The sequence below is a fragment of the Ureaplasma canigenitalium ATCC 51252 genome (genome assembly GCF_000712165.1).
Lineage (GTDB): Bacteria > Bacillota_I > Bacilli_A > Mycoplasmatales > Mycoplasmoidaceae > Ureaplasma > Ureaplasma canigenitalium.
In genome coordinates this window covers 253,939-276,940 of sequence record NZ_KL544010.1, presented here as the reverse complement: position 1 = coordinate 276,940, position 23,002 = coordinate 253,939, and the positions used below count along the sequence as shown (strand labels likewise).

Genomic DNA, 23,002 nt, shown 5'->3' with positions numbered 1-23,002 from the left:
CCAATTCCCCTAACAACTATTTATGTTTTTTACCTAATTTTTTTGAAAGTTTGATATTTTCTTTGTTTAAGTTAGCGGTTTCTTCTGATAAGTTATGTTCGTTATTTTTTCATTTATTAAAGAAGTCTTCAATGCTCTTGTTTTCAGAAAGTTCATCATTTGATTTTTCAAATCACATCGATGAACTATTTTCATCAGTATCCATTTTATGTTCGTCAAGTTCGCTAATGTGAATACTTTCCATTGTAGGTTCGTCGTCAATGATTGGTGGATAGTCGATAGTATCCGTAGTATCTTTTGTGATTTCGTTTTGCTCGTCCATCATAGGAAGTTCAGCATCCAATGTTGGAGTTTCGTCAATCATCGGGACATCATCCATCATTTGAGTTTCTTCAACGGAAGAAGATGACGGAACTTCGTCGCTATAAATATCGAAGTCGTCAATCGGTCTCATAAACCCACCTTGATTTTCATCTTCAAGGATAGTTGGTTGTCCTTCCTCCATCGACTCTTCTTGCTGTTGTTCGTTTTCATCAACCATCATCTCTACATCGTCGCTCATTGTTGAAGAATGCGACATTGAAGTTGAAGAATAATCTTCTAGCTGACTATCCTTTAAATCATTTTTTACAACTCACTCTGTATCAGTGTGTTCCTTGTCGTGTTCGACATCAAGTGTATTAGGATCAATGTAAGTTTCTAAGTCATATGTTGTGTTGCTATCCATAATAGCATTTTCACCCATTGTTCTCGCAACTTCGTCTTCTACCTCAAGCATCATTTTGCCCTCATGGTTTCGACGGTATTTTTCATCAATCATTTTTCCGAACTGATCAACTTCATTTTGTAGCTCAGATGAAAGATCTGTGTTGTGTTGTAATACAACACTTTCTTCCATGTTTTCAACATCCTCAATGGTTTCCTCAAAATGATCTAATTCATCTTCTTTTTCTTCATAGTTGATTGGGTGGTTCAAGTAGAATTCTTGTTCTAGATTTGAAATTTCAAGGTCGGTCATCGTAGTGTCATCGTAAGTTTTAAGTTCAGACACAATTTTTGATCTCTCTTGATTGTTTTCTTCATAAGGAACTGGAATCATATCAGCATCATCGTATTGATTAGTGATGTAATCTCGTCTAGTTAAATATTCATAACTATCAAAATTTGGATTTAGGAATTCGGTTTTCTTTAAATTGAATAAATGGAATGGTTCAAACGGTTGTTCACCATTCGCTTTTTGGTAACGGTTATATTGTTCTTTGATGTGGATTGTTTTTAGGTAAACTAGAATTTGAACGATGCTAGCCTTTGCTTCAAGAGTTGATTTTAGGTCATCAAACTCTTCGTTAGTTAATTCGTAATATTTTGTTTCGTTAACTAAATCACCATATGCTTTTTTTGCTTTATTTAAGTCAAAATCGACATCACGAAGATATGTGTCGTATTTGCTAATGTTATTTTTTAATTCATCGTCAGTTAAAGATTGAACAACTTTGTCTTCAGCGAAAAATAAATTAATACTTTCACTTGCTTTAATTCCTTTTTCAATAAAGAAGTTTTTGATCTTAAAGTTAACTAGTTGTTCGTAATCAGTTAGACCGTTTGTTAAATGACTAACATCAGCAAGGTAAGTGTTGTCAACCCTGATGTTTGTTTTATTCTTTTTGTTTAGTTGTTCAAGGTAAGCATGACCTTTATTTAAAACAAGCGATAGGTAAACTTCATCGCTATAGTCGACCATTTCATTTGTTTCAAGCACACAATCATTTAAAACAACATCTTGTTGTGATAAATTAACAATACCAAGATCAAGAGCAGTTGATGAATCGAGATAAAGTGTCTTTTTATTTTCGTTCATTTTCATGATGAATCCCCAATAAATATAATAAAAACTTATTTATAATTATAACTTAAAGTAATCATAAATAAGTTTAATAAGTCTCATTAATTTTAAGTTTATTTCTATCCTTGCCATTTATGTGTTTCTAATCGCGATCGTAATCGCTACACTAATGATGATTCCAAGGAGAATAAACGAAGTTACAATAGAAAGAAAAAGGGTGATAAGAAAGTTACGTGATTTCTTAAGTAACTTTTTATCAGCATAATTCGTCGATGACGGAATGTTTAGTACTTTTGTCAGATTATTACTTTTGTCGATTTCGTAATTAGTTGTGGTACTGAAATCAAGACTGCCTTTAGTCCCTCGAAATACGATATCCTCGTCGTTCTCTTCGTTAACCATTGGCGGTTCAAAATCTTCATCAATGATGATGGCCTCGGTAAGGATGTCTTTACGTTTTTTTTGTTCGATACCTGAAGAAACTTCCGTATTTTCTTTACTTAATTCAACTTGTTCGTTCTTTTTATTTCTTTTCATAACCTAAAAGCTGCTGATAAATAAAAAATAGCAATTATTTAATTGCTAAACGTACATCTCGATAAGTTTTACAAGCTCGACAAGCACGGTGAGGCATTAGTGCTTCACCACAACCTTGACATACTGAAGTAAGTGGTACTTCTAAGTGGTCGTGACTACGACGCATACCCTTACGTGACTTGCTCACTCTTCGTTGTTGAACTGCCATACAATCGCCTCACTTCCATTTTAATAATCACAATGTCTTTATATTATAACTAATTTATTGAAAAAATTTATTTTTTTTAAATCTTAAGTGGTAATAAACTTATAATTAATTAAATAGAAAATGATATGAAAACTAAAAATAGTAAGAAACCTTTTGTGATCTTTATAGCTGGTGCTTCAGGGAGCGGAAAGTCGACTTTCGCGAATGCTCTTGTAAGAGCATTTCAAAACGAGCACCTTTCAACATCCCTTCTTTGTATGGACTCTTATTACCAAAGTGATAAGAACTTAATCCCTAAAGTTGAAGATTTGCATAATTATGATGATCCAACATCGTTAAATTGAGAGTGGATTAAGCATGACCTTGAAACCTTGATTAGAAACGAACCAATTATCCCACCTGTTTATGATTATACCATTAGCAAACATGTTAAGAGTGATGTAGTTTTATATCCTTCTGATGTCATCATTTTTGAAGGTATTTATGCTATTTATGATGAGGAAATTAATAAACTTGCGAACTTAAAAGTGTATGTTCAAACACCGAAGGATGAATGCTTAAATCGGAGATTTATTCGGGATACTAGAGAACGTGGTCGAACGATTGAATCGATAGTTCGTCAATGACGTCTTTGTGTTTCACCAATGTTCGATAAGTATATTGACCCATCAAAAGTTAATGCTGACTTAATTGTTCCTTGAAGTGAGAAGCATGAAAAAACTGATTTTTTGATTAAATCACTAATAATGTTTTTAATTAATCATGAGAAAAAATAGAAGAATACGATTCGTTCTAACGGATCATGCTTATTTTAGAATTAAACAAAGAATTGCTGGATATGAAAATTACTCATTACTTTTCATACAAGCTATGGTTAATGACTTGCTTCGAAACATTAAACCAGGACGTGCCGACGATGCGACCTTGTTTTTTATTAATCCTAATAATCCACGATTTGTTTTTACAGCAAGACAAAGTGGACTAAATGAATTTACTATTATTACCTATAAGAAGTTATCAACATCGAAAGATGTTATTATGTATGGACAAGAAGAATAAAACAGTACTTGAGTTCAATCGTTTATTTGTTGATGAAAAAGAAGAAGAAATGTCACCAGTGACTGATGACATTGATACTTTAAAGATTAAAGAAATCATTGAAGATTTAAGAATTTATGTTCGACTCGACGGAGGAGATTTTAAATTTATTAAATATGAAAACGGGGTTGTTTTCATTGAAATTCTTGGAGCTTGTGTTGGATGCTCATTAATCGATGTAACCTATCGCGATGGACTTCTCAATATTTTAAAAAAAGAAGTTCCATCGGTAAAAGATGTAGTTATTGTTGAAAATAAATCTAAAGGTCGCTTCTTTTTTCCTTTTTAGTTTTAACTCTAAAAAGATGCTTTAAGACAGAAGGTTCCTTTCATTTTTTATGACTAATTTTTTTAATGTTTTCAAATACATAATTAAAGGTGGTAATAATTGTTGCAAGAATGATGATGTAAATAGGAGTTTTAACACTTTCTTTAATGATTCTTGGCAGAAGATAATAATTAACCCCATATTTTAAATAAAGACTAGATGGTTTTTTACCAACATACTGGAGAAATTTTAACTGGGTATGTGGTCCTAAAGCAAATGAGAAGAGCATTGTTGAAGTCATTACAAGTATCGTTACATATAGGATAGTAAGGATAAAATCTTTTGGTTTATTTTTAAACCGGGTTAGATAAACAATAATGGTGATTTCACTGAACAGAATGAAGAAACACAGAAAACCGATTGTTACATATCGAAAGATAGAAGAAAAATCATCGTTAATTTCTTTATCATTACGAATGATTGACTTAAATAATTGTGTTGAATCATCAGCAAACATCAGGATTAGACTAATGGTAAGAAAACCAAAAACAAGAATAAAAATTTGGTTAAAAATGATGTCACTAACGATATTTTTACCAGTTTTTCGTAATGCTAGAATACTACTAAGCAAACCAGCAATACACCCTAGAACAGGTTCTTGGATGGCATACATTCAGAATCAAGTACCACCCCGGAGTAATCATGTGAAAGTATCCATCAACATTCCACCGAATATCCCAAGAACGGGGCCAAAATACCAACCAAGTACCATTAGTGGCATTCAGGAGAATGATAAGGTAATACTAACTCCAGGTACTTTAACACTTAAAAAACTCATTCCTAATCGGATTGCAATCAGTAGTGAGAAGACCGTCATCATACTGATGGAACGGAATAATTTAAGTGGGTAAAAAGGGAAGAAAAACTTAACAATCTTGATTTTTAATGTTAAGTTTTCATGTAAAATAATCGGTTCCTTTTTATAAGCAAAAAAAGGTTTTTTTCGTTCTTTGAGTTGCGATCAGGTTTCTATAAAAATCACCCCAATATTTTAGATTTACCTAAAAGGTAAAGGAATCACCGAAAGGACTTTTTTTCTTTTGACCATATTGATTAGGATTGACTTTTCCTTGAACTACATCATTTTTAATTTGTTCAAGTAAAGCCTCAAGACGTTCGGTATCACGTTTCGGATTTAAGAATTTAGCCGTAATTAAAATAAGGATTAAAAGAAGTACAAAAACAAAAATTAAAATTTGGGTAACGAAGTAAGTAATGATTAAACCAAACATCTTGTCATAGTCATTATCACCAAGTAAAGGCTGACGCAATCGTGCATCAACATCGTCGTTTTTCATTTCGTTAAATCGAGCAATCACGTTGTTTTGATCTCATCTTAAGTTACCACTAAAAATATCGACGAACAGTGAGATAAAGACGACACCAACAAAAATGAACAACATAAAGATTCGGAAATTATACTTCGTGTTATCGTTACGCCATGTTCTTACAAGACTTATAACGGTCGAAATAAACATTATTCCGAAGATAATAATAGAGACCGGTATCTGTCCTGTACGATGGTATGAAGCTACGATTTGTTCACCATTATCCTGTCTGGTGAAAATCTTATACATATTCTTCGTGTATTCAGTAAAAGTTGAGAAAGCAATAATTGAAAGAATTAAGGTAAGTCCTGCGACAATGACAAAGAAAATCTTTAATGCAGGAATTAATTTTGGTTTTGTTTTGAACATATAAACTTCATTGTTAAGTACTTTTTGAGTGAATACATTAGAAGCTATTGCGTCAATCTGCATTTGACGGAATTCATCACTGTTGTTTGTAAAACCAAAATTAGTAGCATCAAATTGCGGTTCTTCTTGCATCTGTTCATCAGTATCAAGCGGTTTGTTGATAATATCTTCTTTGATAACAGTAGCTTCTTTTTCATCAAAACCCATTGACATTTTTGTTGCTTCGTCAAAAACAAAAGTGATATCTGCTTTTTTATTTTCATAAACATCAACTTCGTATGTGTTTAAAATGTAAACACGAAGTGAATTTATGACATCGGTAATTTGGTCAAGATCATCTAAGCTATTTTCAACATAACTAAAAATGCGATATGATTGAAAAGCTTTGATGTATTCAAGGTGCATTTGCTTTTCAACATCATAATTTTCTTCGATGTTTTTGATGATGGAAATGTTTTTATTAATTTGATTAGCTAGCTCATTATCGCTTTTGATTGAAGTGTTAACTTTTTCTTCAAGAAAAGTGACGTTCAATAATTTGCGGATATCGTTATAAATCGTTGATAATCGTTCACTAAGCTGATTTTTAACCGGTTCCATATTTCCTCCTTTGCTAGCTATTAAAGCTGATTATTCAATGTAGAAAAAGCAATTCTTGATTAATGGAAGTGCTTTTGAACATTTTTTCAAGATCAATTAAGTCTCTAATCTTATTAATTATAGAGATTAAGGTAAACTTTGATAAAAGTTTTTTCATTTTTGTAACAAGAAAAGGTTGGAGCTTTAAGGTACAGACGATATCGTTTTCATCATAACCTTTTGATCGAAGAAGGAGAAAAAGGTAATAATTCTGTAATAGGGTAACAAGCATACTAACAAGAATTGCGGTCTGTTCACGGTTCTTTGAAAGAAAGTTGAAGATATCAACATAATTTTTATTAAAAAGATAAACCAGAAAATCAAAAATCTTATAGGTTGTGTAATCAGAAATAAAACGAAGACGGCCGTCGTTATCATCTAGTAAACCTTGCTTAATGATTTCAGCATAAAGAAGATCTTTGTTATTTTCAGTTTTTATTTTTAGTTCATTAATGACCGTTTGGTTTAAAACAAGGTGATTAAGGTCAAGCATTTCCTTGATTGATGAATTAAGACTAGACACCGTGTTTTCTTCGATGTAAAAATGGAGTTTATTTTTTATTTCATTTGGGAGTTTTTTAAGGTCAATGTTTTTTTCTTTTACAAAAAAAATGATAATGTCGTTCCTAGAATTATTTTCCTTGAAGAAAGGAATGCTTTTCTCAATATCTTTTTGATTGTTAAAGAGATTATCTGATTCTATTAAATAAACTTTATTGTTAGAAAAAAGGTCGTTATCTAATGATAAGGAAAGCAATGTCTTGTTCTTAAGCGATGACTCATTTAACTTAACAACTTCAAAACCAGTACAGTCCTTAATCAACTCATTAATAGTTTTTTTTAGGAAAAAAATTGAACTGTAATTAATTAAATATCAAAACATTGTTTATACCATTCATAAATAATAACGCTGGCCGCTGTTGAAACATTAAGTGATTCGGTATTTGAGATAGGAATCATTAATTTTTCATCAACATGATTAATGAAATTTTGGTGTAAACCATGACCTTCATTTCCGAAAAGAAAAGCATATTTAACATCGTTTTTAAACCGATATTGACTAATTTTTTTTGCATCACTAGCGATTGTACATCCTACCTGATAATATTCATTTTCAGTTAAGAACCGAAGAGTTTCTTCATCATTTTTGAAGGACAAAGTATTAATCTTGAAAATCGCTCCCATACTAGCTTTAATTACTTTATTGTTGTAGAGATCAACACAATTACTAAGGACTAGGTTAGTCATTTTAAAAGCAACACAACTTCTTAATATAGTACCAAGATTACCAGGATCTTGAATGTTATCAAGGACGATTATAGGATCGTTAGGTGATACCGGATGAAACGGCATTTCAATGACAGCCATTACTTTTGAAAAAGATTCATTTGAAGATATTTTCTTCATAATGGTATCGGTCAATAAATACACTTCTACGTCATCACAAAGAGTGAAACGAAAGCACTTTTCAAAGTTTTTTTTGTAGTGAACATCGTAAACTAACAAATTCTTTAGTCGATAGTTCATTTTTAGTGCTTCATCAATTAATTTTTCATTTTCGACGAGGATAAGACGATGCTTCATTCGATATTGCTTATCAACCACGATGGACTGAAAATGGTTAACAATTGGATTTTTGCTTGATGTGATGGTAATTAATTTCATACTATGATTTTTTGATCTTTGGTGCCTCTTTACTAGTAACCTTCTTCTTTTCTTCCTCTTCGTCCTTCTTATCCTTAGCCTTTGTTTCTTTTTTATCGTCGTACTTTAATGTTTGATTGAAAAGTTCAGTAAAATCAACATTCCCATCACCATTTGGGTTGATGGAATTAAAGGCTTCTTTCAGGGACTGCATTTGTTCGCTAAGGTTAGCATAATCGTGATTAACGAATGCCATATAGTCATTGGTTAAATTGCTAATCATTTCCTTAATAAAACCTTCGGTTGTAATTAAACCAGTAGGATCTACTCGGTTTTTAACTTCTTCAATTTTTTTAAATTCTTCTTCCGTAAAAGTTAACTTAATTTCTTTATTCATAATTACTCGCTTCCTTAATTTAGATATTATAAATTACTTCGGAGCCCTTTGCTTGTTTTTAAAAAACAAAAGTAATTTAATAAGGTGCTTAATATTATATTCGCGAAAAAAATAAAAATTAGAAAAAAACTAATGCTAATATTATTATTTGTGTTTTCATTAATCTTTTATAATTAATAGATATTACAAACATTAGGTAAATATGGATAAGAAATTAATACGAAACTTTAGTATTATTGCACACATCGATCATGGTAAATCTACTTTATCTGACCGCATTATTGAAATGACCGATACCTTGAGTAAACGAGAAATGACCAATCAAGTTCTTGATAATATGGTTATTGAACGTGAACGTGGTATTACCATTAAATTGAACGCAGTGCAGCTTCTTTATCATAGTCAAGATGGAAATGACTATGTCCTTCACCTCATCGACACACCAGGACATGTTGATTTTACCTATGAAGTATCACGAAGTCTAGCGGCTTGTGAAGGTGCTATTCTTGTTGTTGACGCCTCGCAGGGAATTGAAGCACAAACCTTATCTAATGTTTATCTTGCTCTTGAGAATAATCTTGAGATTATTCCTTGTATTAATAAAGTTGACCTACCTAGCGCTGATGTTCCTAAGGTTAAGAAGGAAATTGAGGATGTGATTGGTCTTGACACATCAAATATTCCACTTATTTCAGCCAAGACTGGTCTTAATGTTGATCAAGTACTAGAAGCAATTGTTAAGTATATTCCGTATCCTATCGATGCTGACGATGATGCTAAGTTGCAGGCACTTATTTTTGATAGTTTTTATGATTCATATAAGGGTGTAGTCTCTTTAATTCGAATCAAGAAAGGGACTTTAAAAGTAGGCGATCACATTAAGATGATGTCTAACAATAAAGAGTTTATTGTGACTGAACTTGGAATTAGAACCCCCAAAATTATTAATAAAAAAGAGTTGGTTGCAGGAGAAGTTGGTTGAGTTGCAGCAAGCATTAAAAATATTAAGGATATTTCTGTTGGGGATACCATTACTCATACCGATGACCCAGCACCGTCACCATTAAAAGGTTATAAAAAAATTCTTCCGATGGTGTATTGCGGACTCTATCCGGTTGATACAAGTCAGTATGAACATTTTAAAGAAGCGATGGCAAAAATTGCTCTCTCTGATGCTTCATTAACTTACGAGTATGAAACTTCAACAGCACTTGGTTTTGGGATTCGATGTGGTTTTCTTGGCCTTCTTCATATGGATGTTATTCGTGAGCGTGTGCTTAAAGAATTTAATATTGAATTAATTTTAACAAGCCCTTCAGTACAGTATCATGTTGAATTAAATAATGGTGAAGTTTTAAAAATTGACTCTCCAAGTAAGTTACCAGATCCAACCTTAATTAAAGCAATACACGAACCTTTTGTGAAACTTTCAATCATCGTTCCAGAACAGTATCTTGGGTCTTTGATGGAATTATGTCAAGAGTGTCGTGGAACTTATCTTGATTTACAAATGATTGACCAGGAGCGAAGAAAATTAATTTACCATATGCCTCTTGCGGAAATTATGTATAGTTTTTTTGACCGTCTTAAGTCAATTAGTAAAGGGTATGCGACTATGGATTATGAACTGGTTGGATACCGTCCTGAGAAATTAGTAAAAATTGATATTATGTTGAATGGTACAAAGGTTGATGCTTTAAGTTTAATTGCTCATAAATCTTTTGCTTATGAGAAATCAAAAGTCATTGTTGAGAAACTTAAAGAGGTCATTCCAAAACACCAATTTGAAATACCTGTCCAAGCTAGTATCGGAAGCAAAGTGATTGCTCGTGAAACTATTAAGGCGATGCGTAAAAATGTCCTTGCGAAATGTTATGGTGGAGATGTTTCACGGAAGAAAAAACTTCTTGAACAACAAAAAGAAGGTAAAAAAAGATTGAAAGCAATTGGTAATGTCGAAGTTCCGCACGATGCCTTTGTTAAAATTCTTGGTGATTAATAATGAAGATGCTTGATCAAAATCAATATATCTCAATTGGTGTTAACATTGGGATATTTATTCTTTTTCTCATTCTTTCGATTGTTTTTCTATTCAAAATTAAAATTGAACAAAAAGGTTATAAAATAACTTATGTTTTTTATATCCTTTTTTGGATACCAATAATGCTGGTCAGAAATCTTAATGCGACGATTCAATATGGTATCGGCGATACCTCATTGTTGTATATTGTCCTTGGAGTTTATGGTTTTGTTGGGATATTCATCCGTTTACTAGCTGATTATATTTCGTTTCTAGCAAAGTATCGGAAAGCATTCTTGATGTTTGCTATTATTTCCATTATAGTGACTTTCATTCCACTTACCATTGTTCAAAATACAACTACTAATATAATCCAAGTCGTAGGGGTTGGAATTGGTGCATCTTGTATTGGAACTTATCATCTTCTTTTTAAGGAACAATATAGTAAAGAAAAGAATTTTCTTGCTGTTTCCTTACTCTCAATTCCTCCCTTACTTGCGAATTTTATTACAAGTCCGATTCGCTCTGTTTTTAATACTATTGCATACAATAGCGTTACAAAAGCAGTAGATCCTTCTTTTCTTAAGTATCTTTGAGTAATTGCTATTCTCTTTATGGTCATCGTTTTTGTTTTTTGATTCTTTATTAAAGAACGAAAGATATTATCCTTATGAATTGAAGATAAAAATAAAGAAGTAAAGAATGATAAATACCAGATTGGGATTTTTATCCTCTTTTCAATTATTGGATTAATTATTTTATTCATTCGATTCTCGAACGCAGGGTCGGTTGCAGCTCTTCATTTACAAATTCTAAATAAGTTTAATGATCAGAAAGCATTTTATTACGAATCTTATTTAAATTTGGTGCACAATGTCTTCCAACTGATTGCCGGAGTTCTTATGGGTGTTGTTTTTGTAAAAAAACTAAGACCTGTATACTTAATGATGATCGGTTGTGCACTTTTCGTTCTTTACCATCTACTTTCCATCTTCCTTCTAACTCCAGTTTCATTCTTTATTATCCATATCATTAATGGGTTTGCTTATGGTCTTGTTTATAACACTTTATTGTCTGTTGTAATGGTGATTGTCTGAAGAACAAAGAAAATAACTGCAATGGGTGTTTATCAGTCAATTCTATCCATCGGGATCATGTTATCAGGACCTTTTGTTAACTTCCTTAAGATTGGATTTAATGCAAGTAAACTTTCTTTTGATGATTATAAGGGTCATAATGTAGTTTATAATGTCATCTTAATTTCCCTTGCCATCCTTGTTATTTTTCTTCTTCTAGGTGTCTTTTTCCTTATGAAGAAAAGAGAGAAGATGATTGCTTTAAATAAGGAAAAAAATCAAATCCTTTTTAAGACTTAATATTAGATTTATTAAGTTAATTAAAATCATATAACTCAGTCTAGTACAGTATGTTAAATGTTTAGATAAGAAAGAGATAAGAAAAAAACGGCGACTTTGCGTTGCCGTTTTTCTATGATTTATTTAATTAATTAAGGAAGACCAATATGGTTATTATTATTGATTTTTTTCAACTTGGGTAAACTTAATTACTAATGAGTTTGTGCTATATGGTTTACCGTTTTCAAGAATCTTGTAAGTACCTTTGTTTGCTTGTCCATTTAACTTAGAAGAGTCTTGGTTAAATCGGTAAACAAGATTGTGTTTTTTACCATCGTACTTATCAGTTTTTCTTGGTTTTTCATCTTTCTTTAAAATACCAACTTGTCCATTTTCTCGGTATTTAAAGTCTTCTTTTTGATAAACATTTTCTTCTCTTTGACTAAGTGAGAAAACTTCGATGACAGGTACAAGGTTAGCATTACCTTTATACTTTCCAAGAACTGTTAAAAGTTCATTAGCGTCATAGTTTAAATCAAAATTGAATGAAACTAATAGGCCACGAACGGTAATGTCACGCTTAGTAAATGCTTTATATACACTTAAATTTTGGAATTCAGGTAATTCAGTGATTAAGCTTGTAGTTGTATCTAAAAGTGAAATTTGATAATCAAGTTTTAAGCTAAAGAATGATTTATCATCAAGTTCTTTACTATTAAGAGTTGTAGTATTTTTAGGAATTTTAATAGTTAGTCAATTTGGAGTACCTTTTGGTGTATCAAATTCAATGTTTTTTAGGTTCGTAGAAGTATCTGTATTAGTAAATAATTTAACACTTGCTAATAAATGTGGATTTTCATTCTTATTAGGAAGCGGAACTGGAGCTGGTGTTAAAGTTAATGCATCAATAATTTCTTTTTCTTTTGGTTTAGATTCAGTTTTACCTTCATCACCTTTTTGTTTTGATTGATCATTAGCTTTAGCATCTTCAGTTTTACCTTGCTCAGGTTTTTCTGTCTTTTCATCAACCCCTGGTAATTCTTTTTTATCTTCGCTTGCTGTGTTATTTGTTTTAAAACGAATTAAAGCAATTGCTGAAATATCAAGTTCGATGTTTTTATAAACAACTTTTTCAATTGCATATTCTTTATTTTCTTCTAAATCACGGAAATAAATTGTTGGATGATCTTCGTCTTTATTTATTTTTACAATACCTGTCTTTCCTTCAGAAAGGTAAACAGTTAAATCTTCTGCCTTTTCAAGTTTCTTTGAAAGGTAAAGTTTTACCGCATAAGTATTCTTATCAACATTTCCAAGAATAGAAAGTCCTTTAACACCAAGTCCATTAATAACATTTTTAGCTAGATTTGTTGTGTCCTTATTATTACAAGCCACCGCAACGATTCCAATCGTTGAAGCGACGAAACCTATCCCAAGAAGAGAAAGTCCTATCTTTTTAATTTTTGTTTTCATTTGAGTCTCCTTAATTGAATTAGGTCTACTAATCGTAAAAAACATAAAAAAGTAAAATAAGTATAGACTAAAACTTTATTTTTGACATAAAAATTTCATTAATATATGGTTTTTTCCTGTTAAAAGTAAAAGGAAAATTACTAATTTTCTAAAAATTAGTTTCCAAAATACCGATTTCTGAACTAAATATTTTTTTGAAAAGTATAAAAAATAAACGTGAAAAGACCTATTTGATTGAAAAAAATATTTTTAATTGTTATATAGCTGACAAAAATAATTGACAAAAAGGATATTAATGACGAAAAAATGCTTTTTTTCTTCACAATTTCAATCATTATTAATATTTAAGAAGTTATCGTATTAAAATATTAAATAATTATTATTTTCATTAAAGGGTGAATGATTATGGTTCAAGAACAATCTCAACCTAATTTTAAACTCTCGTTAAACACGAAGGTAACATCGACAATTACTAATGTTCTGCGAGAGTCGTTCCGCTTTGTCTTTAGTTCGATGATTACAGCTGTAGCTCTTATCCTCGCGGTCGTTCTTATGGCTGATGGCCTAAAAGATGGAGCTTTTGGAATACAAAGTATCACATACGTTACCGTGTTTCAACTTTCATTCATTTCTCTTGGAAGTGTTGTCGGGAGTATTATTTCTTTGTATTCGCATCGGCCAGGTGAGAAACAAAAAGGAATAATTAACTATAAGGCATCGAGTCAGGCCGGGAGCATTTATGCTTTCCTTTTTGGTATTTTTCTTCTTCTTTTATATTTTTCGACTAGTCATGTCTACAATGAATATGCAAACTCACATTTCAATACATTATTTAGTAAAGATGTAGGGACACACTGAATATATGCTTCATCTGGGTTAATCCTTTTTTCTTCACTAAAGCAATATTGATTATCAATTTTATATCATTCTGATAAGAAGATTAATAAGATACTTTATTATGTTTTTGAGTTCTTATACTTTCTATTAGGTTTATCACTTGGAGCAATTATTGGACTTCTTTCAAATATTGCATATGCTGGAGTTGGGATCGGACTATCGATTATCGCAATTCTTGGTACACTTGGGATTTACCTTTATCTTTGATTAACTAAACTTTATCAGCATGACCGAATTGATTTTTTAAAGAATCAATTTATGATTATTCTACGCTCTACTTGAGAATATACCTTGATTTCTTTATTTACTTCAGTCATTAAGATGTTCGCATTGATTGGACTATATTATGTAATTCAAGAGAAAGTAGTTGGATCAATTCCCCAATACATTCAGAGTGCACGAATTATTTGGTATCAAGCAATGATGTTCTTTCAAATGGGACTTTTTGGTCTTGCTGACTACCTTATTTATCTTTTTAATCAACAAAAAATCAAAGATGAACGACTTCATACACCAACTCTTTTTGTCACAATTATCATCTATGGAATAGTACTTACGACTATTCTTGGATTAATCTATGGATTTAGCATTCATGCATTAACTCGTCTTTATAGTAAAAATCAAGATTTAGTTGTCGCACTTGAACGAAATGGACCACCAAGTTATCTTTATGACGATTTTAGAAAGAAGTTGCTAAGTAATGAAGATACAATTAAGAATCTTGTTAATGCATCCGTTTTAACTCCTGAAGGAAAGAAAGCAATGCTTGATGGGATTTATGTTAGGCTTCTTACAAAATTAAATAATGATGTTAAATTAACTGATGGCCAACTAGCAATGTTAAAAACTGATGGTTTTGAAAAAACACTAAATCATATGATTGAAAATATTGCAAAGGATAAATTACAAAATGATCCAATGGTTATCGATCTTGCGACTAAGGGAGTACAACTTGAGTTTCTTAAACGTGTAACAAAAACTGATTCATTACCAAAAGAAGTGGTTGATGGTGTCAATAATAACCATTTCCTTGATGTTCTTCACAAGATTATTGATGACATTAAGTTAAAAGAAAATGATAAGGTACAACAACTCGTTTATGCTGTGCAAATTGACACCTTAAAGAAAATTTTGAAACTTAATGAACTACCAGAAGAAATGGCTCGAAGAGTTATTAATGAACCATTTATGGAGTTAATTAGTCAGGTTATTAAGGATAAAGTAAATAACCTAATTAAAGCGACACCAACTCTTGATCTACAAGTTGCTGAAAATATGGTAAAGAAGGAAATTCTTCAATTACTATATACAACCAACTACAATGATTCACTACTTGCCAAATTTGATGCTTCAATTAATGAATATGTAAACACCTGAGTTAATAAGAATTTCCGGATTATCGCAATTGGAGAAATTACTAAGCAAATCCTAAATAAGGATTCGATTGATGCTGAATTCCTTGATACTATTAACAAATATATCAAACACCAAGTTGAATTAAGAAAAGTTCCAGAAGCAATGAAAAATCAAGCAATCATTGCTGAACAAACCGAACTGATTAAGAATATCCTAAATACTTCTACACTGGATAAAACAACTTCAGATATGATTAATCAAGGTAAGTTTAATGATGTTTTAATTAGTGTTTTAAATGAATCAATTAAGAATTCTGAAATCATTCAAATTAATGTTAAAGACGAAGTTGCAAAAGTTATTTTTGAAAAAATTTTAGGAGACAAGAGCAAGTTCCCTAAGGATTTATTAGTTCGTTTAAGTAAAGAAGGTTTCTTTAAATTAATAAACGAAGTGATTAACATCAAAGCGAAGGAAGTTTCTGATAAAAGTAATGGTTTGTTTCCACTTAACTTAGTTATTCCACAAATTCAAAAAGAACTCCTTAAGGGTCTCTTTAATGATCAATACAAGGATAGCTTCTTAAAAAACTTCCCGGCATCCCTTGAAAATGGTTTTAACAAGGTGGTTGCTGAACAATTTACAAAACCTGAAGTTTTAAATCTAGCAAAAGGATTCATCGGTTCACGTGTTTTAACAGCTCTTGATACAAACATTGTTAATACCGAATTTAATGATCTTGTGAATAGAACAGTTAAGGAAAATGCTCTTCACAATCCACTTGTCATTGAGAAAGTAGTGGAAAGAATTGAATTAAAAATTCTCGATGAATTAAAACTAAATCAATCGTTACTTGAAAATGGAAAAGAAGCTATTAGCAAACATCAATTTACCAGCTTTATTAATAATGAATTAATTCCTAATGTATTTGTTAAAAAAACACTTGATACACGAATTAATGAAATTATAACTTCATTAAAAAGTGAAGATGTAAAGCAAAGAATTGCAACTACAAAGCAAATTATTGATCCACTTTGAATGAAAGGTGATGAATTCTTCAGTCAAACAAAGGATAAAGTAAATCCATTTACTAAATCATTTAAACACATCGAAGCAAAAGATATTGCGAGTGAACTTTATCGTAATAACGGTATTATTCATATCTTTGTTTTCAGTCTCTTCTATCCGCTTGGATTAATTATTATTCGTTATGCAGACATTATAAGAAGAAAGACTCTTTACCCAATCTTTACACTAGTCATTCAAGTACTTGCAATTGCTTTTGTGGTTGGTTTTGGAATTGATTACTCAATGACTGATGCATTTAAAGGTTTATATGCTTGGAATATGCCACTTTCAATCATCGGTGCTACTATTTTAGTTAGCTCAACAGTTATTGTCGGGATTAATTATGCAAAATACCGAATTGAACAAAAAAAGAGTTTAATGCTTGATAGTAATAACTAAGAAAAAGGTATATAACAATTTTAAAACGACTTTAATCGGTCGTTTTTTTATTAAACTAGATGTTATTTTTATGCTACGGCAAGGAGATGAAACTAAAACAAACAACCACTTCACCCCCTTCTTATGTTTTAATTTTTCGTTTAGCAACAAATCGTTTTCAGAACATTTAAAAACACACTCATTTAAAAACGAGAGTGTGTTTACATTTTTTTAATTTATCTATTCTGTTTTTAACTTATTTATATACTATTTAGTACTTTCTTTTTTCTTTGCTAAATAGTCTTTGAAATATTGTTGACCTAGGTCAAGACTATAGAAGTCTCATAAATCAGCACCTGAGTTTGGGTCCGGGTTTTGCCCTACATGGATTTTTCCATCGCTCTCATTATAGTGAACATAATAGTAAACTACATTAGCAAGTTTTCGCTTATTATCTTTTTCATCGAAATAAGTTGAGTTTGGGTCATCTGAATTTGTAATGTAGAAGCCAACTACATTTTGATTCTCATCAAAGTCAGCACCTCAAACATTAATAATGTGTCCGGTAGTTTTTCCTAATGTACTATGAGAAATGGCCATTGGTCGCTTATTTTTAAGAGCATCAATTACCGCTTCACTAAGTGCTTTTTTTCGGTAGGTATTTCGTGCATCGGTTAGTTTTGTAAGGATGTTTTTCCCAAAAACCTCTCTAAAGAAACCATAATTGGTATTAACATCATAGCGACTATGGTAATTTTGACCACCAAAACGGTCTCTTGCAGCATTGTATGGATAACCATTTAAATAGTGATCGACAAGCATATTTGGATTTACAAAAGTTCCACCATATCTTTTAAGGAAGAAATCAAATATTTTGGATTTAAATACTTTGTGGTCAACACGATTATCAGTTGTATCTACATAAACTTCCATTAATTCCCTAATATCAGCGGTATAACTTTGTCCTGCTAATGTAATATTAAGCTTACCCTTTGTTTCATCTTTAAGATAATCCTTAATATAATCTTTATTTTGGATGAATCAATAATCAAGCCAGTTAGCCGCTGTAATCGCAGCACAAAGAGCATTATCATTACGATTAAACTCTTTATTAGTATCGAATCAATAGTCGTTTTCGTTTCTTGGATTTAAATGTTTATAAACACCTACCGGATCATCACTAACCCGACCAAAAGAATTTTCAGCAAACTTTACCCCATCAAGGAACACAGAATATTTAACCCCTGGAATCTCTTTAATGAAAGCAGGATGGTTTTGAAAGAAATCATCTTCCTTTTTATCATTTTGTTTTTCCTTGTTATTCTTTTTTCCAGGAGAAAGCGGTAATCCAGGAATTATTTCTTTGTTTTCCACTCCAGGAACTAGCGGGGTAAACGGAATTGACTTCTTTGGTTTTTGTCCTTTATTACCATCAAGTTTACGGTCTTCGACCTTACCTTCATCTTGATTTCCTAACTTTTGGTTATTTTTGTCTCCCCCCCCCATATGTTCGGAAGCTTGATCACCGTTTTTCGGTTTGTCATGAGGATTTGTTGATTCATCACCCTTAGAATTTGGTTTAGATTTATCTTTTGATTCCGGGTTTTTATCATTTGGTTTACCGTCAGGTAAACGGTTATTCTTATCTAGAGTATCCTTCGGATGCTCTTTCTTTTTTTCTTTATCTTCTGGTAATGAGGGCTGTTCTTTTGGCTTAAACCCTTCTCTTCTATGTTTGTCAGATTCTTTAGGATGCACACTTGAATCAGGATTATTAATGCTATCGCTTTCTAAATTATTCTTTTTATCAGGTTTACAAGCGGAAGCGATGGAAGCGACAGATCCAAGGATAATGGTTGTTAAAACTGTTGATATTAATAATTTTTTACGAATTTTTTGTTTCATAATGTACCAAGAAGAGAGTAAATAATTCTACATCTTTTCCAAATACATTTATAATTTTTATTATAAATTTAACTCATATATCCATTGATTTTGAATATTTAATAATAAAAAAGGAACTTATGCAATTACTTTTTAGCCCTACAAGCTACAAGAATTGTTTGTATTTAATCGATAAACAAGTTGATGCAATATTAGTTGGTAGTCACTCTTTTGCAGTAAGAAATATGAACAACCTTTCTTTAGCTCAAATTAAAGAATTAGTCAACAAAAGAGGACAAACAAAAATCATCGTTTCGGTTAATTCCTTCTTTTTTGATGAAGATTTAGCACGTCTTACTAGTCATCTCATTGAACTTTCTGAACTTGACATCGAATATGTAATGTTTAGTGACTATGCTGTTGCTCAAATTGTTTTTGAAAATAACTTACCACTAAAACTTTTTTATAATCCGGAGACAATTGTTACATCATATGGTCAGTTTGATTTTTTTGTTGAAAATAAAATTGACGCTGTGTTTCTCGCACGTGAACTTTTTTATGGAGAGTTAATGCAAATTGGAATGAATAACCACCAAAACCTGAAACTAGTTTTTCAAGGTCAAGGTCTTGGATTTATTATGCATAGTAGATGAAATCTACTATCTAATTTTGATGGATATTTGAAAAATCAGGAAATTTATAAGGATTTGCTGGAAGATAAGGATTTTATCAATATCCGGGAAGACTTAAGAAAACATCCAAATATTTTAAAGCAAGATGAATTTGGAACACATATGTTTACTGGTTTTGAAATTTGTAGTATTAACATTCTTGATAAATTATTAAAACTGAAAATGGATTACCTTCTTATAGACGGATACCTGCATCACGATGATGATTTTTTAGTCATCATTGATAGTTATTTACTTGCGATGGATGCATTAAAAAATAACACTTATACTAATGATTTAAAGGATGAACTTTGAAATAAGATTAAGAGTGTCGCTATTAATCGACATATCTCAAATAATTTTCTTGGAACAATTAAAGATATTTTACATATGGAAAAGTTTGATGATGAAAAATAAAAAGTATATTCCGGAACTTCTTGCACCAGCTGGTGACTATGAAAAGGCGATTTATGCATTAACCTATGGAGCAGATGCTGTTTTTGTTGGATTAAAATCGTATTCTCTCCGGGCACGAGCAAGTAATTTTGAGCTCGATAATGTTAGAAATTTGATCGAGTTTGCTCATCAAAACCATAAAAAAGTTTACATTGTGACCAACGTTATTTGTCATAACCCTCTTCTTCGGGGTTTTCCCGAATTTATTAGCAGTGTTGTTAGTCTAAAACCTGATGGATACATCGTAGCAGATCCTTATATTATTAATTTCATTAGAAAAAACCACCCTTCTGCAGAAATCCATATCAGTACTCAGCAAAGTATTACAAATTCTAAAGCGGCACTTTTCTTTAAAAGAAACGGTGCTTCACGTGTTGTTTTAAGTCGTGAAATGACCCTTGATGAACTTAAACTTTATATTAAAAACAACAATCATCAAATTGAGACCGAAGTGTTTATTCATGGCGCGGTTTGCATTGCTTATTCAGGACGTTGTATGATGTCAAATAACTTTAGTCTTCGCGATGCTAATGTAGGTGGTTGTGCTCATGCTTGTCGGTGAAAGTACAATATTCTTGATGAAAAAAATAGTTATGATGACCTTCCTTCAAAGTTTAGTATGTCAGCAAAGGATATGGTGCAACTTAAGAATATCAAGAATTTAATGGATCTTGAAATTGATAGTTTTAAGATTGAAGGAAGAATGAAGAGTGTTCACTATATTGCGACGGTAGTGGCCACCTATCGAAAGGTGATTGATAGTTATTTAACTGGAACTTCATTTGATTTAACTCCTTATCTATTTGAAATTGAAAATGCGATGAACCGAAAAGCTGATGTTGCTTTTATGAACGGTCAACCTGATATGAATTTAATGCTCTACCATGAGAAGCAGGAAGTAGTTATCCAAAATTTTATTTTTGTGATTGACAAGTACCTTGGTAATAATCAATATTTAATTACGAGTAAGAATAACTTTCATCTTGATTATGACATTGAAATCTTTGGTCCGAAACATGACAAAGTTGATATTAAGATTAAGAAAATTTATGATGTTTTGAATGAGAATGAAATCGATGTTGTAAAAACACCGATGATGCAGTATATTATCGAAATTGAAAAAGTAGATACGGTTTTTGATGTTCGTGATATCGGTCGAATCAAACACGTCGGATAAGAAAAAAAGTGGGGTTTCCCACTTTTTAACTCTCTTTTTTTGTAATTTTTACGGTCGCATATTTTATGATTTTATCCTTATACATGAAGCCTGGGTTAACAATACTTTTAATACTATGGTCAGGAAGGGTGTTATCAGGTACAACTTCAAAAGCTTCAGCAGTATCACCGTTAAAGATGCTACCAAGCGTTGGGGTATACATATGGATATCAAGTTCCTTTAGACTTTCGACCATACCGTTTGCGATCATACTAAATCCTTTAATAAAAGAATTTAACTTATCATCGTCGTATTCCTTGTTTGTGATGCTATAAAACTGGTTAATATTAGAAAGAAGATTATCAAATTTGTTTTTGTAAATTTTAAAGATAGCATCTTCAAGTTTTGTATCAAAAGTGTTATACAGTTCTTCTTGTTTTTGTTTTAAGATACTTGAAGCTTCCTTCATTTTTTCTTCAAGTTTCTTAATAAACATCGAATTTTGTTCGTGAATCTTCATTTCTAGATTCTTGATTTTATGTTGTTGTTGTTGGATGATTTGTTCTTGGTGCTTATGCTTTTGATGCATTTCTCCAAGTTCTTTTTTTAGGTTAAGATGTTTTTTATTGGCTTTAGATGAGTCATTAGCAAAAGCATCTTGGTATTCGTCTTCGACTCCTTTGACATTGTCATGTTCGTTAGGAGTGGTATCTTTTTTTTCTTCTTTTTCGACCTTATCCATTTGTTCGTCTTCGTGGTTTTTGTTATTTACCATATCGTTTCACTTCCCTTGTTACATTTTCATTATAATTTGACACTTCTGTGTTTTCAATAAGACTTAGTTTTTTTAATAAATTAAGTTCATCTTTGGTATAGGTATTAGGTGTTGCATACTCAATGGTTGTATAAAAGTCACCTGTTTTTTTATGACTAATTGGACTTGGTTTGACTCGTTTTAGACCTTCACCTGAAATCTTAAAGATTTTACCATTAGGTGTTCTTGGAGGAATTTTGATGCATTTTTTACCATATGGAGTGATAACATCAATTTCACCCCCGACGATGGCGAGAATTGGATCAATTTTAGTTCTAGTGTGGATGTTTAAACCATCGATTGCGAAGTATTTGTGACTTTTCACTTCGATAAAAATATAAAGGTTGTAGCTTTTACCATTTATTACATTACCGCGGTTTGAAACCATCAGTTTTTCCCCATCAATAGTTCCTTGAGGGATTTCAATTGTTAGTTTCACATTTTCCTTAGATTGACGGTTTCCCTTGCAGACAGGACAAGGATCTTTGTAAATTTTTCCACGACCATTACACACTCGACAGGTCACCGTTTGCTGCATTCTCCCGAACGGTGTGTTAATAACATTATTAGTATGTCCTGAACCATTACATCCGGTACAGGTTTTGACATCATTAGGATTCTTTACTCCAGACCCGTTACAAGAACTACATGAGACAACACGGTCATAGGAAATGGTTTTACTTGTACCAAGGATGCTTTCAAGAAGGTCAATTCCTACACGAAGGTTGATGGTACCATCGACATATGTTTCACGGTATCCACCATTATCTTGACCGAAAAAGCTACTAAATACATCACCAAAATCAAAGGAACCAAAATCACCAAATCCACCGAAACCGCCCTGACTATTAAAACCAGCATGTTGATCGTGTTCACTACCAAATTGATCATAATTACTTCGTTTTTTAGGATCTTTTAACACATCATAGGCCTGGTTAATTTCCTTCATTTTCTCTTCAGCATCTTTCGAAGGATTTAAATCAGGGTGGTATTGTTTTGAGAGTTTCCGGTAAGCTTTTTTGATATCTTCCTCAGTCGCATTACGACTAATTCCTAACACTTCATAATAATCTTTTGCCATAAATG

The 23,002-nt window shown here is 31.6% G+C and carries 20 protein-coding genes; 8 read left to right on the top strand and 12 right to left on the bottom strand.

Annotation, left to right across the window (positions count from 1 at the left end; translation table 4 throughout):
- Positions 1 to 16 precede the first annotated feature (16 nt).
- The 3 genes from T416_RS0103115 to rpmF form a co-directional block, all read right to left on the bottom strand.
- Positions 17 to 1,858 (bottom strand): hypothetical protein, encoded by a 1,842-nt coding sequence (locus tag T416_RS0103115; RefSeq protein ID WP_156953993.1) that lies wholly within the window; start codon positions 1,856 to 1,858, stop codon positions 17 to 19.
- Between the two features lie 117 nt (positions 1,859 to 1,975).
- A complete protein-coding gene (locus T416_RS03890; protein ID WP_051676008.1) occupies positions 1,976 to 2,380 on the bottom strand; it encodes a hypothetical protein in 405 nt (134 codons plus the stop codon).
- A 34-nt stretch (positions 2,381 to 2,414) separates the two neighbouring features.
- The gene (rpmF, locus tag T416_RS0103105; RefSeq protein ID WP_031489352.1) at positions 2,415 to 2,588 is read right to left on the bottom strand and encodes a 50S ribosomal protein L32; all 174 of its coding nucleotides are present in this window, start codon (positions 2,586 to 2,588) and stop codon (positions 2,415 to 2,417) included.
- Positions 2,589 to 2,713: 125 nt separating this feature from the next.
- Between rpmF and udk the strand changes: the two genes are divergently transcribed.
- From udk to T416_RS0103090, 3 genes are read left to right on the top strand one after another with little or no spacing between them, the layout of a single operon-like run.
- Complete coding sequence (gene udk, locus T416_RS0103100) at positions 2,714 to 3,364, top strand: uridine kinase (protein WP_051676006.1); 651 nt, start codon at positions 2,714 to 2,716, stop codon at positions 3,362 to 3,364.
- The gene (locus T416_RS0103095; protein ID WP_031489350.1) at positions 3,351 to 3,647 is read left to right on the top strand and encodes a hypothetical protein; all 297 of its coding nucleotides are present in this window, start codon (positions 3,351 to 3,353) and stop codon (positions 3,645 to 3,647) included. The genes udk and T416_RS0103095 overlap by 14 nt, the downstream gene beginning before the upstream one ends.
- A complete protein-coding gene (locus T416_RS0103090) occupies positions 3,631 to 3,975 on the top strand; it encodes a NifU family protein (protein WP_245600642.1) in 345 nt (114 codons plus the stop codon). Before T416_RS0103095 ends, T416_RS0103090 begins: the two co-directional genes overlap by 17 nt.
- On the opposite strand, the gene T416_RS03885 is transcribed toward T416_RS0103090, so the two are convergent.
- The 5 genes from T416_RS03885 to T416_RS0103065 are packed head-to-tail and all read right to left on the bottom strand — an operon-like array spanning position 3,947 to position 8,391.
- Positions 3,947 to 4,996: a LytS/YhcK type 5TM receptor domain-containing protein gene (locus T416_RS03885; RefSeq protein WP_156953992.1), complete on the bottom strand. Its 1,050-nt coding sequence runs from the start codon at positions 4,994 to 4,996 to the stop codon at positions 3,947 to 3,949. The two genes, T416_RS0103090 and T416_RS03885, sit on opposite strands and share 29 nt — an antisense overlap.
- 19 nt (positions 4,997 to 5,015) lie before the next feature.
- A complete protein-coding gene (locus tag T416_RS0103080; protein WP_031489347.1) occupies positions 5,016 to 6,311 on the bottom strand; it encodes a hypothetical protein in 1,296 nt (431 codons plus the stop codon).
- Positions 6,312 to 6,324: 13 nt separating this feature from the next.
- Positions 6,325 to 7,233, bottom strand: coding sequence for a DNA polymerase III subunit delta (holA, locus tag T416_RS0103075; RefSeq protein ID WP_031489346.1), 909 nt, complete (start codon positions 7,231 to 7,233; stop codon positions 6,325 to 6,327).
- A complete protein-coding gene (locus tag T416_RS0103070; protein ID WP_031489345.1) occupies positions 7,218 to 8,015 on the bottom strand; it encodes a TrmH family RNA methyltransferase in 798 nt (265 codons plus the stop codon). The genes holA and T416_RS0103070 overlap by 16 nt, the downstream gene beginning before the upstream one ends.
- A gap of 1 nt (position 8,016) precedes the next feature.
- The gene (locus T416_RS0103065; RefSeq protein ID WP_031489344.1) at positions 8,017 to 8,391 is read right to left on the bottom strand and encodes a hypothetical protein; all 375 of its coding nucleotides are present in this window, start codon (positions 8,389 to 8,391) and stop codon (positions 8,017 to 8,019) included.
- 202 nt (positions 8,392 to 8,593) lie between these two features.
- Here T416_RS0103065 and lepA point away from each other — a divergent pair, with 202 nt between their 5' ends.
- On the top strand, positions 8,594 to 10,390 hold the full coding sequence (lepA, locus tag T416_RS0103060) for a translation elongation factor 4 (RefSeq protein ID WP_031489343.1): 1,797 nt from the start codon (positions 8,594 to 8,596) through the stop codon (positions 10,388 to 10,390).
- Positions 10,391 to 10,392: 2 nt separating this feature from the next.
- A complete protein-coding gene (locus T416_RS0103055) occupies positions 10,393 to 11,787 on the top strand; it encodes an MFS transporter (RefSeq protein WP_031489342.1) in 1,395 nt (464 codons plus the stop codon).
- A 156-nt stretch (positions 11,788 to 11,943) separates the two neighbouring features.
- Here T416_RS0103055 and T416_RS0103050 read toward each other — a convergent pair whose 3' ends face one another.
- Positions 11,944 to 13,239, bottom strand: coding sequence for a Vmc-like lipoprotein signal peptide domain-containing protein (locus T416_RS0103050; RefSeq protein ID WP_031489341.1), 1,296 nt, complete (start codon positions 13,237 to 13,239; stop codon positions 11,944 to 11,946).
- Between the two features lie 405 nt (positions 13,240 to 13,644).
- On the opposite strand from T416_RS0103050, the gene T416_RS03605 reads away from it, so the two are divergent.
- Positions 13,645 to 16,956 carry a hypothetical protein gene (locus tag T416_RS03605; protein ID WP_038079786.1) on the top strand — a complete coding sequence of 1,104 codons (3,312 nt, stop codon included), beginning with the start codon at positions 13,645 to 13,647 and terminating at the stop codon, positions 16,954 to 16,956.
- 246 nt (positions 16,957 to 17,202) lie between these two features.
- Here T416_RS03605 and T416_RS0103040 read toward each other — a convergent pair whose 3' ends face one another.
- A complete protein-coding gene (locus tag T416_RS0103040; protein WP_031489340.1) occupies positions 17,203 to 18,840 on the bottom strand; it encodes an IdeS/Mac family cysteine endopeptidase in 1,638 nt (545 codons plus the stop codon).
- Between the two features lie 119 nt (positions 18,841 to 18,959).
- Here T416_RS0103040 and T416_RS0103035 point away from each other — a divergent pair, with 119 nt between their 5' ends.
- Together T416_RS0103035 and T416_RS0103030 are read left to right on the top strand one after the other, a co-directional pair.
- Entirely contained in the window at positions 18,960 to 19,907 is a 948-nt protein-coding gene (locus T416_RS0103035; RefSeq protein ID WP_051676002.1) for a U32 family peptidase, read from the top strand.
- The gene (locus T416_RS0103030) at positions 19,894 to 21,123 is read left to right on the top strand and encodes a peptidase U32 family protein (protein WP_051676000.1); all 1,230 of its coding nucleotides are present in this window, start codon (positions 19,894 to 19,896) and stop codon (positions 21,121 to 21,123) included. Before T416_RS0103035 ends, T416_RS0103030 begins: the two co-directional genes overlap by 14 nt.
- A gap of 25 nt (positions 21,124 to 21,148) precedes the next feature.
- Here T416_RS0103030 and grpE read toward each other — a convergent pair whose 3' ends face one another.
- Together grpE and T416_RS04045 are read right to left on the bottom strand one after the other, a co-directional pair.
- Positions 21,149 to 21,877: a nucleotide exchange factor GrpE gene (gene grpE, locus T416_RS0103025; RefSeq protein WP_031489337.1), complete on the bottom strand. Its 729-nt coding sequence runs from the start codon at positions 21,875 to 21,877 to the stop codon at positions 21,149 to 21,151.
- A complete protein-coding gene (locus tag T416_RS04045) occupies positions 21,867 to 22,997 on the bottom strand; it encodes a DnaJ C-terminal domain-containing protein (RefSeq protein ID WP_031489336.1) in 1,131 nt (376 codons plus the stop codon). Before T416_RS04045 ends, grpE begins: the two co-directional genes overlap by 11 nt.
- Positions 22,998 to 23,002: the final 5 nt, after the last annotated feature.